Origin of the sequence: Rhodococcus sp. NPDC127593, from assembly GCF_042671975.1 — a bacterium.
In the GTDB taxonomy this organism is placed as follows: domain Bacteria; phylum Actinomycetota; class Actinomycetes; order Mycobacteriales; family Mycobacteriaceae; genus Rhodococcus_F.
In genome coordinates, this window is the sequence record NZ_JBHXWI010000023.1 from 131,757 (window position 1) to 146,525 (window position 14,769).

General features: G+C 66.6%; 16 protein-coding genes and 1 pseudogene. 12 read left to right on the top strand and 5 right to left on the bottom strand.

Annotated features, from left to right (window positions below; translation table 11 throughout):
• The first annotated feature begins 434 nt into the window (after positions 1–434).
• A complete protein-coding gene (locus ACFVJ3_RS22415; RefSeq protein WP_378454111.1) occupies positions 435–617 on the top strand; it encodes a hypothetical protein in 183 nt (60 codons plus the stop codon).
• Positions 618–1,230: 613 nt separating this feature from the next.
• Here ACFVJ3_RS22415 and ACFVJ3_RS22420 read toward each other — a convergent pair.
• Positions 1,231–1,938 carry a hypothetical protein gene (locus ACFVJ3_RS22420; protein WP_378454112.1) on the bottom strand — a complete coding sequence of 236 codons (708 nt, stop codon included), beginning with the start codon at positions 1,936–1,938 and terminating at the stop codon, positions 1,231–1,233.
• 1,122 nt (positions 1,939–3,060) lie between these two features.
• Here ACFVJ3_RS22420 and ACFVJ3_RS22425 point away from each other — a divergent pair.
• The 3 genes from ACFVJ3_RS22425 (at position 3,061) to ACFVJ3_RS22435 (ending at position 4,439) form a co-directional block, all read left to right on the top strand.
• Positions 3,061–3,186, top strand: a complete 126-nt coding sequence (locus ACFVJ3_RS22425) for a hypothetical protein (protein WP_378454113.1) — start codon at positions 3,061–3,063, stop codon at positions 3,184–3,186.
• Between the two features lie 664 nt (positions 3,187–3,850).
• A complete protein-coding gene (locus ACFVJ3_RS22430; protein ID WP_378454114.1) occupies positions 3,851–4,021 on the top strand; it encodes a hypothetical protein in 171 nt (56 codons plus the stop codon).
• A gap of 205 nt (positions 4,022–4,226) precedes the next feature.
• Positions 4,227–4,439 (top strand): hypothetical protein, encoded by a 213-nt coding sequence (locus ACFVJ3_RS22435; RefSeq protein ID WP_378454115.1) that lies wholly within the window; start codon positions 4,227–4,229, stop codon positions 4,437–4,439.
• A gap of 252 nt (positions 4,440–4,691) precedes the next feature.
• Here the strand turns inward: ACFVJ3_RS22435 and ACFVJ3_RS22440 are convergent, their stop codons facing one another.
• Together ACFVJ3_RS22440 and ACFVJ3_RS22445 are read right to left on the bottom strand one after the other, a co-directional pair.
• Positions 4,692–4,859: a hypothetical protein gene (locus ACFVJ3_RS22440; RefSeq protein WP_378454116.1), complete on the bottom strand. Its 168-nt coding sequence runs from the start codon at positions 4,857–4,859 to the stop codon at positions 4,692–4,694.
• 9 nt (positions 4,860–4,868) lie between these two features.
• Positions 4,869–5,543 (bottom strand): DUF6338 family protein, encoded by a 675-nt coding sequence (locus ACFVJ3_RS22445; protein ID WP_378454117.1) that lies wholly within the window; start codon positions 5,541–5,543, stop codon positions 4,869–4,871.
• A gap of 284 nt (positions 5,544–5,827) precedes the next feature.
• On the opposite strand from ACFVJ3_RS22445, the pseudogene ACFVJ3_RS22450 reads away from it, so the two are divergent.
• The 3 genes and pseudogenes from ACFVJ3_RS22450 to ACFVJ3_RS22460 form a co-directional block, all read left to right on the top strand.
• Positions 5,828–6,121, top strand: a pseudogene (locus tag ACFVJ3_RS22450) (hypothetical protein); the annotation flags it as partial.
• Between the two features lie 564 nt (positions 6,122–6,685).
• Positions 6,686–8,560: a zinc ribbon domain-containing protein gene (locus tag ACFVJ3_RS22455; RefSeq protein WP_378454118.1), complete on the top strand. Its 1,875-nt coding sequence runs from the start codon at positions 6,686–6,688 to the stop codon at positions 8,558–8,560.
• A 155-nt stretch (positions 8,561–8,715) separates the two neighbouring features.
• Positions 8,716–9,705: an Acg family FMN-binding oxidoreductase gene (locus ACFVJ3_RS22460; protein ID WP_378454119.1), complete on the top strand. Its 990-nt coding sequence runs from the start codon at positions 8,716–8,718 to the stop codon at positions 9,703–9,705.
• A 19-nt stretch (positions 9,706–9,724) separates the two neighbouring features.
• Here the strand turns inward: ACFVJ3_RS22460 and ACFVJ3_RS22465 are convergent, their stop codons facing one another.
• Positions 9,725–10,006 (bottom strand): DUF1876 domain-containing protein, encoded by a 282-nt coding sequence (locus tag ACFVJ3_RS22465; RefSeq protein ID WP_378454120.1) that lies wholly within the window; start codon positions 10,004–10,006, stop codon positions 9,725–9,727.
• 185 nt (positions 10,007–10,191) lie between these two features.
• On the opposite strand from ACFVJ3_RS22465, the gene ACFVJ3_RS22470 reads away from it, so the two are divergent.
• From ACFVJ3_RS22470 to ACFVJ3_RS22485, 4 genes are all read left to right on the top strand, one after another.
• Positions 10,192–10,743: a flavodoxin family protein gene (locus ACFVJ3_RS22470; protein WP_378454133.1), complete on the top strand. Its 552-nt coding sequence runs from the start codon at positions 10,192–10,194 to the stop codon at positions 10,741–10,743.
• Positions 10,744–10,842: 99 nt separating this feature from the next.
• On the top strand, positions 10,843–11,130 hold the full coding sequence (locus ACFVJ3_RS22475) for a hypothetical protein (protein ID WP_378454121.1): 288 nt from the start codon (positions 10,843–10,845) through the stop codon (positions 11,128–11,130).
• Positions 11,131–11,206: 76 nt separating this feature from the next.
• Complete coding sequence (locus ACFVJ3_RS22480) at positions 11,207–11,854, top strand: response regulator (RefSeq protein WP_378454134.1); 648 nt, start codon at positions 11,207–11,209, stop codon at positions 11,852–11,854.
• A 79-nt stretch (positions 11,855–11,933) separates the two neighbouring features.
• Complete coding sequence (locus ACFVJ3_RS22485; protein WP_378454122.1) at positions 11,934–13,655, top strand: GAF domain-containing protein; 1,722 nt, start codon at positions 11,934–11,936, stop codon at positions 13,653–13,655.
• A 27-nt stretch (positions 13,656–13,682) separates the two neighbouring features.
• Here ACFVJ3_RS22485 and ACFVJ3_RS22490 read toward each other — a convergent pair whose 3' ends face one another.
• Positions 13,683–14,222, bottom strand: a complete 540-nt coding sequence (locus tag ACFVJ3_RS22490; protein WP_378454123.1) for a TetR/AcrR family transcriptional regulator — start codon at positions 14,220–14,222, stop codon at positions 13,683–13,685.
• Positions 14,223–14,275: 53 nt separating this feature from the next.
• Between ACFVJ3_RS22490 and ACFVJ3_RS22495 the strand changes: the two genes are divergently transcribed.
• A complete protein-coding gene (locus ACFVJ3_RS22495; protein ID WP_378454124.1) occupies positions 14,276–14,764 on the top strand; it encodes an alpha/beta fold hydrolase in 489 nt (162 codons plus the stop codon).
• The last annotated feature ends 5 nt before the right edge of the window (positions 14,765–14,769 follow it).

Consider the following 14,769-nt stretch of genomic DNA (forward strand, 5'->3'; position numbering starts at 1 on the left):
GCGGCCCGTTGCGCTGCTCTGCCGACCCCATCTCAGTCTGATGAGCCAGGCGCCGCACGCCGAACTACACACGACCCGTCAGAGGTCTGCGCATGACACCCTCACGGCCCACGCAACCGATGCCCGCGCCCAACTCATGCGTGTGTCACCAGATGGCCGACAAGCAAGCACCACCGCTGCGCCTTCGCGAGAGGAAGTTATCCGCATACCCCGTTGACGTCGGCGCGCGATTTTTCTTACCGTCGCCCGCACCACGTTTCAGGTGCTCTCGCCAGATCCGACCCGAGGAGAACCCATGTTGCTTGCGTCCACCGTCGTCGACGCCGCACTCGCTTCGCCCGTGCACCCCCACATCGGTCGTGACGTTCTTGCTCAGGAGACCGAGGTGAACACCAATAATCTCAAGGACTGGATCGGCGACAACGTGTTCGCCCGTGATCTTCCTGCTGGTTGTCTGCGCGATCGCGCTCGGAGCCCTGAAAAGCAACCTCTCGAAGGTGCTGACAGTGGGCGGACTGTCTCTCGTCGCGATCACCTTCTTCGTGCTCGCCGGTAGCCAGAGCGCAATGAACGGGCTCGGGGCATTTTTCCTCAGCCTCTTCGGCGTCGACGTCTGACGCGTGCTCAGCCCTGGTGAACACATCCTCGAAGGAAGTGAGCGCGTGATCGACAACGACGACCTGCTCTACCCGCGTGGACTCGCACTACCTCGGCCCCGCGGGCAGAACCCTCCCGATTCGTATCCGGTACTCCGCCGTCGGTGTGGGTGCAGCGATCTTGGTCACGGTCTTCGTCGTCGCTCACATGATCGTGCACGTCCCTCTCGGCTGCACACCGCTCGCCGGTGATGGTCACGCTCACCGTCTTTCTCACCACCAAGATCACCCGATACATCAACGCCGACCGACCCCTGCATTTCCGTGTTCATCGCGGCGCGGAACGACGCGGGGCGCCACGGCCGCCTCAGGCCCGGACAGACCGTCCTGGCCCCGGTACCAGCAGCGCCACGGCCCGCCGTCTTCGACTTGCCCGGCCCAGTGAATCTGATGCGGAGTTCCAGCCGAACATCCGCCGCTCGCCCACCATGATCCAATCGAACACCGATGCCGGTCCGTCTGTGGTGTTCGACTGGTCGCGGCGCTTGCCGTTCGCGTGCCGGCGTGCGCTGGGGCTCGGCCTACCGCCCGTGGAGTCGGGTGTTCCCCTCGACGTCGGGTGTGTTCGTGGCGGTCACATCGGTCCCGCGGCCACCGAGAAGTGGAAGTTCCCCGCACCCACGGACCGCTCGAGGGTCCGAATGACAGCAGTCGGATTGTCGTAGGGCCCGTTGAGGTAGAACGGCTGACCGTCCCTACCGAACTCGATCCGACCCGGCCCGTCCCACTCACCCAGGAACGCGGCTGCATCATCATCGAAGGCGCCGGTGGGCTCGAAACCGAGCCCGCGCGCATAGTGCACCGCCCCCAGGATCAGTTCACGGCCGAGTTCAATCGGAATCTCCACCGCCGGACGGTCGAACGCTGCGTAGTACGTGCGGATGGCGCTGGGGATCCTGCCCGCGTCCATGGTTTCGGGGTCACGGGCGTTTTTCACCCCCAGGCAGTGCACGTCGGCCAGGTAGCCTCGCAGCGTCGCCCGACCACGCCGCCCCTCTCGTGCCACCAACACCTGCGCGAAGCCTTCGGCCTCACCGGCGGGAGCGTCCAGTTCCGCCCACTCCGGATGACCCTCGAGGCCCAGCCCGACACTCCAGCCACAATTGACCCAGCACCCCAGCACCCGCCCCAATCCTCGGGACGCCGCAGCCTCGGCAGCGATTCGTCGCACCAACGGCGACACCACCGACGGCCGCACGCCCAGCGCACGCGCGATCACCTTCGGCGGGACACCCTGCTCCCAACGCCGCCGCACCTGCTCGACCAACTCCACCTCGTCCATGGCACCCCATTCTGCTTCACCGATCGGGAACCTCCCGCGTCTGGACCTATCCGCACATGCTGAGCCAGGTGAAGGGCGGTGATGCCGATCGTCGGCGCCGGGCACGTCGGTCGCGGCGCATCACCACCGACCGGTCACCCGTCTCGCCGCGGAAATCCTCCACTACGAATACTCACGCGAAATCAAGCAAAGATCCCATGGCGAAGTCGACCAGACCCCCGGCCCCGCAGCAGCTTTACCGAAGCCCGGTCCGCCACTCAACATTCCTCACCGCAGGTCAAGCGCCCAACGCAAGGACGATTCGCCAGCCGACAACCCGCGCTATTTCACCAGGAGGAGGATCACCATTCCATATGCATCAAATTGGTTGAGCCACAGGCGAAGAGGTCGACACCGCGAATCTCATGCATCGCAGTACAAAGATGTCGTTCCCACATCAGTTTCGTTGAGTCGACGGCACCGTTTGTCCCGGCTCAGCGAAGGTGGCGAACACGCGGTGAAACTGGCGAGTGCGGAAGACTATCTGGCGGATGACTCAGCAAACCTGGCGAAACCGGCATGATCAGCCGGCGATCGGGAATGAATCGAGGCGACCGAGTTCCACGCTCGCCGGATCCTCTGAACCAACGGTCACCCCGGTGACTCAGTCAACATGGCGAACAGCACGTGAGGGCGACTGCGATCTCGCCAGATCCACCGAGTCAGGACACGTTGCCGCGTCCGCGGAGCACCGCGCATATGCACCACCCGACAAGCGGAATGCCGCGGGACACCCGCGAAAATAACTCCACTACAAAGCGATGAGTGCACCACCCGCGGAGATCAGCACTGAAAGAAAAACTGCGGCTCCGTGCCACAAACCCCCCGCGGCGGCTTCCGTGCCACAAGCCCCCCGCGGCCGAGATCTTCCTTCCGAGCAACAAACCACTCAACGGCACACCTATGCACCCCCGCGCACAAGAGACGAGCAGCGCGGACACGATCCTGATCAGCAAGCAGTAAACACAAAGTTGACGTGGCATACGCATCGGCAAAGCCCATCGTCTCACCAATGCCGGCACGACCAACGACAGAACTACGGATCCGATCGAGAATCTCGATCCTGGTTTCGGACTGATCCACATGCTGCCCGCGTACACCGTCGACGACTATTACACACTCCGCGCCGCCGACGACCTGCCCGCGAACGGACCATCCGACCTCCCCGATCCGACCCTCACACGTATCCTCACTGCGCACCGCGAATGAGACAACTTCGAGGACTCGAGCTGGGATCACCCACCACATCGCGAACACGCATCCCACGCCTGGGGCAATTCCGCCGAACCACTGTCCATCACGGTCAGCGAGAACGCACATGGCCCCATAGGGAAGGTGTACTACCCGAACACCGGAGAAAGGTCGCAGTAGCCCTCCTTCCGAGACCTACACCAACCCAGATGCCCCTTGTCACCGAACCAGACCGCCCCGAACAACTAGGCCACCAGCGGAGAAAGCTCCAGCAACCGATCCGCCATCTCCCCGTCACCAATTGCATCAATACCATTGGTGCACAAAATCTTAGCAACTGGCATGAAGGCCCAATGAAACAGACCCACCTCGCCCTCCCCTCACCATCGACGGGCGCCCAGCCGAGGCCACCCGCCATGGCCGCACGCGCATTCGGCGCCGCCATCCTGCTGCTGTTCGCAGAGACAAGGTTTCCGGCTGCGCCCCCGCCGCTTCTCTCCCGCAACGAACTCCCCGGGCATCGAGTCCGATAACTTCTGCACACCAAACATATTCACGATCTCCGGTGGCACTCACCCCATTGCCGGCCTTCCAGACGCCCCACAATGAAGCACACCCACAGCGGCCACGGCGCCAGCGACGGGGCCTTCCCTACCCCACCACCGACGCCAAACCGATTAGTGTGCGCACCGACAACCCCTACCAGATGAACCTCGGCGGGCCACCGGCACAACACGTCCTTGAAGCGGCGAAACACACCGCGCCCGGAGATCGCGATGTCGAGCCGGTCGGCAACGGCGGGGTCGGCTACCGACTCGATGAACAACTCCATGTCGCGATAGCCCGCGCGTGATCCGACGCAACGGACCTACAACCACCGGGCGGGATCGTCGTCGAACACGTCGTCCGCGATCATGGTCGGCCACGTTTCCCCCGTCTGCAGGTCGATCCGACCACCGCCATAGGTCGGTCGCCCTCGAGCAGCGACGAGAGTTCTCGAGGTCGACCGCGGCAGGTCGCAACATCGGTGTCGCGGACATCCCCACCGCGGCCTCCAGTTGATCGGCGGGGTCGTCGTCGCCCGTCCAGTCGCGCACGCGCAGCGCCGCCGCGCACTGGGCGGCCACCTCTTGTGCCCCGTCGATGTGGTCGTCGACCGCGGCGATGAGTGCGTCGCCGACCAGCTGCAGCACCTCGTCGGTCAATCGTCCGCGCAGATCGACGACCGCGCCGGTGCGGATGCTCAGGGCGACACGCAGCGCCGTCAGTGATTCCTCGTCCCAGCTGGTCCCCATCGAGTACCGACGTCGAGTACAGCCTTCCCGTCGACGACGACCACGGTGGCCGGGCCAGCCTGAAGGTGCCGACGATGCCCCTTCAGTTCTCCGGCCGACACGCACCGCTATCCCCTGGCGAGACACGAGATGACGACCGACACACTCGATCCATCACGTTGGGAGGAGCCGGAGATGCAGTGTGCCCCGTGAGCCGAAGCGCACGGGGCACACTTCCGCGAGCGAGTGCTACTGCAGCTCGTGAGACACGCTTCCGGTGGAGCTGTCGTCGGCGGCCTCGGTCGTTGCGTGCGTCTGCGACAGTGGTTTGAGCTCACTGACGGACTTGCCCGCGGTGTAGCCACCGCTACGTTCTTCACGGCTGGTGTCGCGCGGGGTCGTGGTACTGACCGTCATCGTGCCTCCTCATCCCTCGATGAACTCAGCATAGGCGACTTCCGACCAGCGGACGAGGAGAGCACTTCCCCGACGAACGGCGTTACCACTGGCGTCGACGACCGGTGTTCCATTCGGGGTGATCTGGCAGGTGTCGATCAAGTAGAGGTCCTGTTCATAAGGGTAACCGGCGGCGTAGCTGCCGGGGAGCAGGCTGGTCGTGCCGGGGTCGGGTTTCGCCCAGAGGCCCATGATCCAGGGGTTGCCGGTACCGGGTTCCTTCAGGCGCAGCTTGACGTAGCCGCCCAGGGCCGGGGTCTTGAAGAGGAGGTCCCATCCACGGGGTTCGGGTTCGGGTCCAGTGATCGGTCGTGCCCACCACCAGCGTTTGCGGGCGGCCATCCCGGTGAGGGCTCCGAGTGCGAGTGGGACGACCACGTAGCCGGCGGCGATTGCCCAGACCCACCAGGGCAGCGGCTCGCCGTTCTGCAGATCGCCGGTCACGACAAATATGCGGTAGCCCTGGTAGAGCAGCGGGGTGGAGAGCATGCCGAACAGAGCGGAGGTGCTGGCGAAGGTGAGCAGTCGTTCGTTGAACTCCGCGGTGGTGGTGCGCTTGTTCTCGCGTTCGAACGCGAAGGTGAACAGGGCACCGGGGAGGATGGAAGTGACGAAGACCGCGAGGGCCTGAAGCCTTGCAAGCACGGTGAGATTGTCGCCCACGTCTGTGCCCGAAGACTGTCGAACTCGCTGGGAGAGGGGCGTTCTTTCTGGCCTACCCCGCGTGTTATATACGATGCGACGCGGCGCTTCGTCCTCGACCAGCTGCCACGCAACCTCACCGGGCGGGTGCTCAAGAACGAGCTCCGCGCAGCGCAAACGGCCATCGAGCGCTGACCACCGCCCTCCCCACCCCCTGAGCAGCCCTGGAGAAACCATGACCGCCACCGCCGACACCCTCGCCCAGTGGGCGCACGCCTACCGACCCGATGCCGCCGACCTCGCGCTGGCGGAGCGGTCCCTGGGGGACACCGCGATTTCCGCGAGTGGAGTCGCGGCGGCGGATGGGTGCGTACGTGCGGGGCTGCTCGGTGAGGTCGAACGCAAGAACGGGTGGACGCAACCGGAAGCGGCCGGTGATGCCGGCCCAGAGGGCATGCAGCGGCTGCTGAACTTCTACTCCTGGGACTGCGACGGGCTGCGTGATGGATGTGCGCGAGGTCGTGGTCGAGACAATAGGCGACGCCCGAAATGGGGTGTTGATCGTCGACGGACAGGCTTTCAACTGTTGTCGATATATCTAACACTAATTGATAGGTTCTGACATTGTCTGCCGGTGTGAATGGTGAGGCCGCGGAATGCTGGGGATGTCGGTGGTTGGGGTGTGCAGGGCGGCGGGGAGGGCCGGTGGCCTTCTCGGCGCACCGGGTGCGGGTCACCGAATCGTTGACCGCGCGGACCTCGGCTCCTATCTGGGCAGGCCCGGAGGGGAGTGTGCGGGAGCGACGGCGGAGAGGGAGGAGGCAGTGCATTTGCCGGGTGTGGGGCTCGACAGGACAACGGGGCGTCGCTGGCCAATCCGAAAAGATGGTGCGGGACAGCGCTCCTGGTGAGGTGTATCGGGGGTCGACAAGGATCGCGGTTCGGGTCGCGAGGGAGCAGCGAGCGGGCCGCGGCCGGATGCCCGACGACGCGGCCGACGGCCGGTGCACGGTGGTGCGGGTGGTGTGGCGCGGGATCGATTGGCCCGGTTCGCCGGTGGGCTGGTTCGGGCGGTGCTTGTCGGAGGTCGGCGTTACAGTCGAGCCGTACGAGACGGGGGTGCCACATTGCTGGTGGGAGGGTTGATGGATGACGTCACGGCGGTGTCGGCATCGTTGTCCGGCCCGTTCTCTGGGCGCTGTGGTCGAAACAGAATCAACGACGGGGTCTCCACGACGCCGCGGCAGTTCGCGTTCACCACCCGCCCATACAAAGCGGTCGACGACGCGACCGGTGAGCCGATCGGCCTCGACGACGTCGACACCCGGGTGGGGTGGCTGCTCGACCTGATCACCGCGGCCGGTGCCGAGTTGATGTCGCGGCTGTGGCATCCGGCGACGTTCGACGTGCTCGCCGCCGGTCGTGACCGCCAGGACCGCAGGCTGCCCACACAGGGTAATGCCGCCGCGGCCCGCCGCGGCTGGAACCCCATCTACCCGGACGGAATCTACGTACCCTCACGGATGACGAGGGTGGTGACGGCGCAGGTGATGGCCACCCTGCGGACCCTGGCATTCCGGGATACCGCGATCGCGGCACTGTCGGCCCGCTTCGACCCCGCCACCGGGGCCGTGGCGCCGCCGACCGGGTCGGCGGACCACGTGTCTGCGGGTTTCGCTCGGGGCGTACTGCGCCAGCTCGCAGCTCGCGCCCGCTCCGGCGGCGGAGCACAGTCGACCCGAGTGCGGATCACCGACCTGCAGGGACCGCCGCAGACGAGCGCGATGGCCCGACTCTCCGCCGCCGACCGGCAGCTCGCGCAGATCACCGTGGCAGGACGGGAGCTGGTGTTGGCGGTGAAGCTGCCCACCAGCCCCGCCCCGGCGGGGCGGGCGCAGTGGCGGCGGGTGCGGCTGACCGCCGCCATCCCCGCGCACCTGCACGGCAGGGCGGTCACCGCCTGGCATCTGCCGACCCTGGTCCTCGACCGCCGGGGTCTGTTGTGGCGGTGCGCGGCGACCGAACTCGTCCCGGCAGGCGACCCGGACTCGGCGACCGTCGCGGTCGGGGTCGATTGGTCCCCGTCCACGCTCGGTGCCGCCGCCACCGCGTCAGAGGACCCGGACGGGCTGGTGTCGGACTATCGGGGATGGACCTACGACGACCGCGGCCTCGGAATCAAGCTGGCCCGCCTGCAGGCCGAGGGGCAGCTGCTGCACGGCAAGGCTGCCCGGTTGACGCGACTGGCCGCCGCCGCCGAACCCGAGGTTCGCGCCGAGCTGGAGGAGAAGATCGCCGTCCTCGACGCCCACCGCACCGCGGTGGGTATCAAGCGGGGGAAGATCAACCGGGAACTGGCGTTCCACTTCGGCCGGCAGGTCACCGACTACGCCAACGCAGCCCAGGCGCAGCTGATCGCGGTGGAGGATCTCACCACCCTCGAGACCCGCGGACACGGGCGGGTCAACAACAATCGGGCCGCGCAGTCCGCCCGCCGCCAAGCCGTCGCGGCCCTCGCCCATACCGCCGCGGGTGTCGGTGTCGCGGTGGTCTCGGTGCCCGCCCGGGGATCGTCCGCGCTGTGTCCGGGCTGCGACGAACCACTTGCACGGCCCGGCGGCTACCACGACGCGTGGTGTTCACGCTGCCGGGTCGGCGGCAACCGCGACCACATGGCCGGGGTGAACCTGGCCAAACGCGCTCTGCTCGGCAGAAACAACGTCACCCGCCGGCGTGGGCAGTTGCCCGCGATCCGGGTGGCCGAACACGCGCCGGTGCGCAAGTGTCGTGGCAAGAACGCTCCGACACCGAGCAGGCCGCGGCATCGCCGGGTCCGCCGCAGCCTGCCCACCGTGACACCGCGGTTGGGGGTGACTCCGAAACAGCATGTTCCTGCATCACAAGCGTCGGTGTGGGACACGGTCCAACCCGCACCACCGCACGGTGATGCGGGTAGCCGTGACACACGTCCATCTCCCACGCCCGCCACGCAAGTGGCAGACAGTATGAGATCTACGTAGACGCTTTCAGTTGCGCAGATGAGTCCTCGAATCGTCGCCGGTGTCCGGCAGTGACCATCGGCCCTAATCTCGGGCCGCTGGACGGCGGACACTGAGGTACATGCACCGGCTATTCAGCCGGTCGGGGCGGAGCGCGATTCACCGAGGAGGCGATCGTGGACAACATCATTCCCGACGAGAACGTCGTTCGCATTGCGGTGGACCTCGCCTGCCGGGCGCCGTCGGTACACAACAGTCAGCCGTGGCAGTGGACGTACGCCGACGGGCAACTCGACCTCTACACCGAACGCGGCCGGGTCCTGGCCTCGACGGATCCCTCGGGCCGGCAATTGGTCGTGAGTTGTGGTGCGGCGTTGAATCATCTCCAGACGGCGCTGACCGCTCTCAAATGGTCTGTGGACATCCAGCGTGTCCCGGAGGGTCCTCATTCGGGGCACCTGGCGACCATTCGGTTCCGTCACGACGCCCGGCCTCAGTCGCACGACTTCGATCTGCTCGCGGCGATCCGGCACCGGCACTCCGACCGCAGGCCCTTCGGCCCGGTCAGCGTGAAGACCCCGTTGCCTCGGGCTTTGACCGACGTGGTGCGCCGCCGGGACGTCCACCTGACGGTGCTGGCTCAGGAGGCACGTCCAACGCTCGCGAAGGCGACCGAAATGACCGCGGCCGCCAGGAAATACGACTCCGCCTATCAGGCCGAGCTTCATTGGTGGGCGGGTCATTCCAACCCGCAGGGCGGGATTCCGCCGGACGCGCTCGCCACCGCGGGCAGCCGTGACCGCGTCGACATCGGGCGCCGCTTCCCCGACGGCCGGGACACCAGCGTGACCACGGAGATCGACCGCTCGACGGTCTTGGTGTTGAGCACCGACACCGACGGCCGCGGCGAGTGGCTCCGGGCCGGTGAGGCTCTGTCCGCGGTGCTCCTGGAGGCCACCGTCGGCGGCCTGTCGACGTGTCCGCTGACTCACACGACCGAACTCCGTCAGGGCAGGGAGATCATCCGCGAACTACTCCCTGATCGCGGGTTCCCGCAGGCGCTGGTCCGGGTGGGCACCACCGAGAAGACGTCTCCACCACGACAGACGCCGAGACGACCCGTCGAATCGGTGTTGTCGGTCGGCCGCCGAGGTTTCGCCCGGTGACGAGCCACGCGATGGGCGGCTATTCGGTGAGATGAACGCGGCTGCGTGTGGCTGCTTCCACGTCGGCCGCGGTGGCCTCGATCAGTTGGTGAGCGAGGTCGGACAACGCACGTGCGGTGGCCAGTTCCTCTCCGATCTCAGGGATTTCTGTGTCTTCAGGATTTCGGCGGGCGAGTCCGACGCCGACGAACGTGCGGGTGTCGCGGGTGCGGAGCCGAGCTTGCGCGCGGGTCCTGGAGCCGCCTTCCTCCGAGTCGTGTTCGTCGATGACGATCTCCACCAACCACGTCTGCTCGCTCATGTCCGGTGGCCTCCGTTCGGTGTGGGTGCGGGGCCGAGGTGAAAGGGCCTCGTCCTTCCAGTGTCCTACGATCTCTCGGCTCGGGCGTCGCAGCGTCGCCCCGTGACTTTCGACTCTTCGCAGTCGCCGCGTGCGGGAGAAGACTGACAGGAAATTCCGCACGCATGACCAATCGAGGAGTCGACATGCGAACCCTGGTGGTCTACGAGTCGATGTTCGGCAACACCCGTCACGTGGCCGACGCGATCGCCCGAGGACTCGCGTCCGCCGGCACGGTGAGCACGGTCCCGGTGACTCGGGCCGATGACGAAGACCTGTCGGGTTACGACCTCGTGGTGGTCGGCGGTCCGACGCACGTCCACGGGATGAGTCGCGCGTCGACCCGCCGCGGCGCGGTCGACACGGCGCGCACACAGGACGTGACGCTGGAACCCGACGCGGCAAGCGAAGGTGTCCGCGAATGGCTCGGTGCACTCCCCCGGACCCACGGGAAAGCGGCGGCATTCGACACCCGCGCCGATGGCCCTGTCCTGCTGACCGGCAGGGCATCGAAGGGTATCGGCAGGAAGTTGCGCCGTCTCGGGTTCGAACTCGTCGCCGAGTCGGAGAGCTTCCTCGTCGACAAGGAGTCTCGCCTCGAGGAGGGTGAGGCCGTCCGTGCCGAGCGGTGGGGCCGGATGCTGGCCCAGCGGGCCGGTTCCACGCGGGCAGAGACACCCTCCGCCCTGGACGAGTGACCTTCGGCCCTGGAATTGTGCTCGCCGTTATCGCACCGTTGTGGAAGAGGCCGACGCACGACATCGGATCCACCCGTCGGCGAGGGAACGAGGAACATCATGTTCGAAGGTCATGCCACCGCATCGCCGCGCGACGATCGTCACCGCCGAGACGACGAACCCGGGGAGTTCCTGTACGTGCATCCCGCAGGGTTCGCGCTCGCGGTGGCGTCAGGAGCGGCGGCGGCCGGCCTGGTCGTCCTGCTCGGCGCCTGGCTCGCGACTCCCCTCGTCGGAGTCGGCGCTGCCGCGACCCTCGTCGCTACCGTCGGTCTGGCGGCGGCGATGTTGATGCCCCACCGGCCACGGCGTCGCGGAACCCGCCCGTTTCGTCCCGCTGCCCGCTGAGTGATCACGTTTCCGATGCTCGTCGGCGTAATCTGGGTTCCCGGGAGGGTGACGCGGCCAGGACTGGAGGGTGCCCGTGATCAGGGTCTTTCTGGTGGACGATCATGAGGTCGTCCGGCGCGGGATCGCGGATCTCCTCACCTCCGATCCCGATCTGACGGTGGTCGGTGAGGCTGCTTCCTATGCGCAGGCGATGGCACGGGTGCCGGCGTTCAAACCCGACGTCGCGGTGCTCGACGTGCGCTTACCCGACGGCAACGGAATCGAACTGTGCCGCGAATTGCACTCGCTGATGCCGGAGCTACATTGCCTCATCCTGACGTCGTTCACGGACGAGCAGGCGATGCTCGACGCGATTCTCGCCGGGGCGAGTGGATACGTCGTGAAGGACATCCGGGGCATGGAACTGGCCCAGGCGGTCCACGACGTGGGGGCCGGAAAGTCGCTCCTCGACAGCCGCGCCGCCGGCGCTCTGATCACCAAGATTCGGGCGGACGCCAGCGAGAAGGACGGAATTTTCGGGCACCTGACCAATCAGGAGCGGACATTGCTCGCCCTTCTCGGTGAGGGTTTGACCAACCGTCAGATCGCTGCGCGGATGTTCCTCGCGGAGAAGACCGTCAAGAATTACGTGTCCCGGCTGCTGACCAAGCTGGGTGTGGAGCGCAGGACTCAGGCAGCGGTGCTCGCCACGAAGATGCAGTCGAGACCGGCCGGCACCTGACGGGACCGGGTCGGGTCGGTGTGCGTGCCGGTGGTGGTTCCGGCTCCTCGCGATGTCACTACGTGGGACAATTCGTCGTGTGACTCGTCAACCGGATGAGCGCGACCGGGGTCCGTTACTCGGTAGCCTGTCCGAGCTTCGGCTCCGCGAGCTCCTGACCGAGGTGCAGGAACGCATCGCGCAGATCGTCGATGCCCGAGATCACATCGACGGGCTGCTCGAGGCGATGCTCGCGGTCACGTCGGGACTCGACCTCGACAACACGCTCCATACCATCGTCCATGCCGCGATCAACCTGGTGGATGCCCGCTACGGCGCGCTGGGAGTGCTCGCCCCGGGTGAGGGCTTGAGCGAATTCGTCTTCGAGGGCATCGACGACGAGACACGCGCGCGTATCGGCGACCTGCCCCGTGGTCGCGGGGTCCTCGGTTTCCTCATCACCAATCCGAAGGCGGTCCGGTTGGAGGACCTGTCTCATCACTCCGCGTCGGTGGGATTCCCGGCCCATCATCCGCCGATGAAAACCTTCCTGGGAGTTCCCATTCAGATCCGTGACGAGGTGTTCGGAAATCTGTATCTCACGGAGAAGGCGAACGGTGGACAGTTCACCGAGGACGACGAGGTGCTTCTCCGCGCGCTCGCGGCCGCCGCCGGGATCGCCATCGAGAACGCCCGCCTGTACGAGGAGTCCCGGACGAGGCAAGCCTGGCTCGAGGCGACCCGTGAGATTGCGACCGAACTGCTCGCGGGCAGTGAGACGGCGGAGGTGCTGCAGGTGATCGCCGACGACGCGCTTGCCCTCACCGGCGCCGACAGTGCCTTCCTCGCGGTGCCGGACGATCCCGACATCCCGTCGGACGAGGTCACCGAACTCGTGGTGACGGCATCGGCGGGGACGGTGTCGGATCGCATCATCGGCCGGGCGATCCCGGTCGACAAATCCACGTCCGGGGAGGCTTTCCGCGAGCGGACACCGCTTCGCGTCACTGCGCTGGCCTTCGATCCGGGGTTCGAGACAGGAACGCGGTTCGGTCCGGCGCTGGCGCTGCCGCTGCGCGCCGCGCAATCGGTGACAGGGGTGCTGGTGACGCTCCGTCACGTCGACGCGTCGCCGTTCACGGATGACCAGCTGGCGTTGATGTCGGGGTTCGCAGATCAGGCGGCCGTCGCGCTGCAGCTCGCCAACAGTCAACGCCGAATGCGTGAGCTCGACGTCCTGTCCGATCGCGATCGCATCGCGCGCGACCTCCACGACCACGTCATCCAGCGGCTCTTCGCGGTCGGCCTGTCACTGCAGAGCACGTTGCAGAGGGCGAAGGCTCCGATCGTCAAGCAGCGGCTCGAACAATCGATCGACGACCTGCACGACATCGTGCGGGATATCCGCACCGCCATCTTCGACCTTCACGGCGGTTCGGGTGGTATGACCCAGTTCCGGCGGCGGCTGCACGACATCGTCGCCGAGACCACCGCGGATTCCGGGCTCCGCACGACCGTGCACATGTCCGGGCCGCTGTCCGTCATCGACGCCACGCTCGCCGAACATGCCGAGGCTGTCCTGCGTGAGGCGTTGAGCAACGCGGTCCGGCACGCAGGAGCCGACACGGTCACGGTCAGCATCTCCGTCTACGACGATCTCGCCATCGAGGTCGCGGACGACGGTAAAGGGTTCGCGGAGAACGTCGTCACCAGCGGATTGGACAATCTGTCTGCCCGGGCGCGGGAAATGAACGGGCACTGCGTCGTCGACACGACCCTCGGCGGCGGAACCACGCTTCGGTGGTCCGCCCCGCTTCCGTGAAGCCGGCCGACCATCGGATGAACCGCATCAGCTCAGCGCGGCCCGGACCACCAGTTCGAACGTCGGCCGCGGTTCCGTGGTGTCGTGTCGGGCGATGCGGTGCAGAATCAGGCCTTCTGCGCAGGACATGACTGCTGTGGCGGCCGTGTGCGGGTCGCGGGCGCCCAACCGGTGGAATGCCGAGACGGCCGACGCCTCCATGGCTGCGCGCCCGCGTGCCAGCGCCTCCCGGAGAGCGGGGTCGTGGCTGGCTTCCAGGAACAGGACCAGCCGTGCGGCGGTGACGGTTCGGTTGGCGACGGTCGTGTAGTCGATCAGACGGCAGAGTGTGTCGACGAGGTCTTCTGCGGATGTCGTTGCCAGCACGCCGACTTCGGACATCTCGCGGTCCACGATCGCGTCGACGGCGCCGGTGAGCAGCGCCACCCGGGTGCGGAAGTAATTGGACGTCGTCCCCTTCGGCAGGCCGGCGCGTTCGTCGACCCGTGCGTGGGTGAGCGATCGCAGTCCCTCTGTTCCGACCAGGTCGATCGCTGCATCGAGCGCTCTCGTTCTCGTTGACGTCATACGGCTACTATAAACATAGTGACTTGATACTATGATCGTAGTAGCGTGAGGTCATGAGACACGAGGCCCGCGAGAACGACACAGTTTCCGGCCCGAACGGCGAGCCGGCCAACACCCTTCCCGCACTGGACGGTGTCCGGCACCGCTACCTCCGACTCCCCGGCCTCCGCATGCACGTGGTCGAGGCAGGTCACGGCGAACCGGTCGTGCTACTCCACGGCTTCCCCCAGAACTGGTGGGAGTGGCGCGGGGTCCTCCCGGGGCTGGCCGCGCACTACCGGGTGATCTGCCCGGATCTGCGCGGCGCCGGCTGGACCGACGCTCCACCCACGGGATACACCCGCGAGCAGCTGCTCGCGGACGTCGTGGCGCTACTGGACGCACTCGAACTCGACCGGGTCAGCCTGATCGCGCACGACTGGGGCGCACTGCTCGGATACGAGCTGTGTCTGAGCTTGTCGTTTAACCTCGGCCATCGCGCGGGGCAGTTGGTAATGATGTTGTTCGGCGTGTCGCCACGGCATGGGGCGACCACCGCCTGATCATC

Excerpts from the sequence above, each read along its gene's own strand:
- ACFVJ3_RS22490 (WP_378454123.1), bottom strand. The coding sequence starts at position 14,222 with ATGACGTCAACGAGAACGAGAGCGCTCGATGCAGCGATCGACCTGGTC.
- ACFVJ3_RS22440 (WP_378454116.1), bottom strand. The coding sequence starts at position 4,859 with ATGACGGTCAGTACCACGACCCCGCGCGACACCAGCCGTGAAGAACGT.
- ACFVJ3_RS22465 (WP_378454120.1), bottom strand. The coding sequence starts at position 10,006 with ATGAGCGAGCAGACGTGGTTGGTGGAGATCGTCATCGACGAACACGAC.
- ACFVJ3_RS22495 (WP_378454124.1), top strand. The coding sequence starts at position 14,276 with ATGAGACACGAGGCCCGCGAGAACGACACAGTTTCCGGCCCGAACGGC.
- ACFVJ3_RS22455 (WP_378454118.1), top strand. The coding sequence starts at position 6,686 with ATGGATGACGTCACGGCGGTGTCGGCATCGTTGTCCGGCCCGTTCTCT.
- ACFVJ3_RS22420 (WP_378454112.1), bottom strand. The coding sequence starts at position 1,938 with ATGGACGAGGTGGAGTTGGTCGAGCAGGTGCGGCGGCGTTGGGAGCAG.
- ACFVJ3_RS22425 (WP_378454113.1), top strand. The coding sequence starts at position 3,061 with ATGCTGCCCGCGTACACCGTCGACGACTATTACACACTCCGCGCCGCC.
- ACFVJ3_RS22475 (WP_378454121.1), top strand. The coding sequence starts at position 10,843 with ATGTTCGAAGGTCATGCCACCGCATCGCCGCGCGACGATCGTCACCGC.
- ACFVJ3_RS22470 (WP_378454133.1), top strand. The coding sequence starts at position 10,192 with ATGCGAACCCTGGTGGTCTACGAGTCGATGTTCGGCAACACCCGTCAC.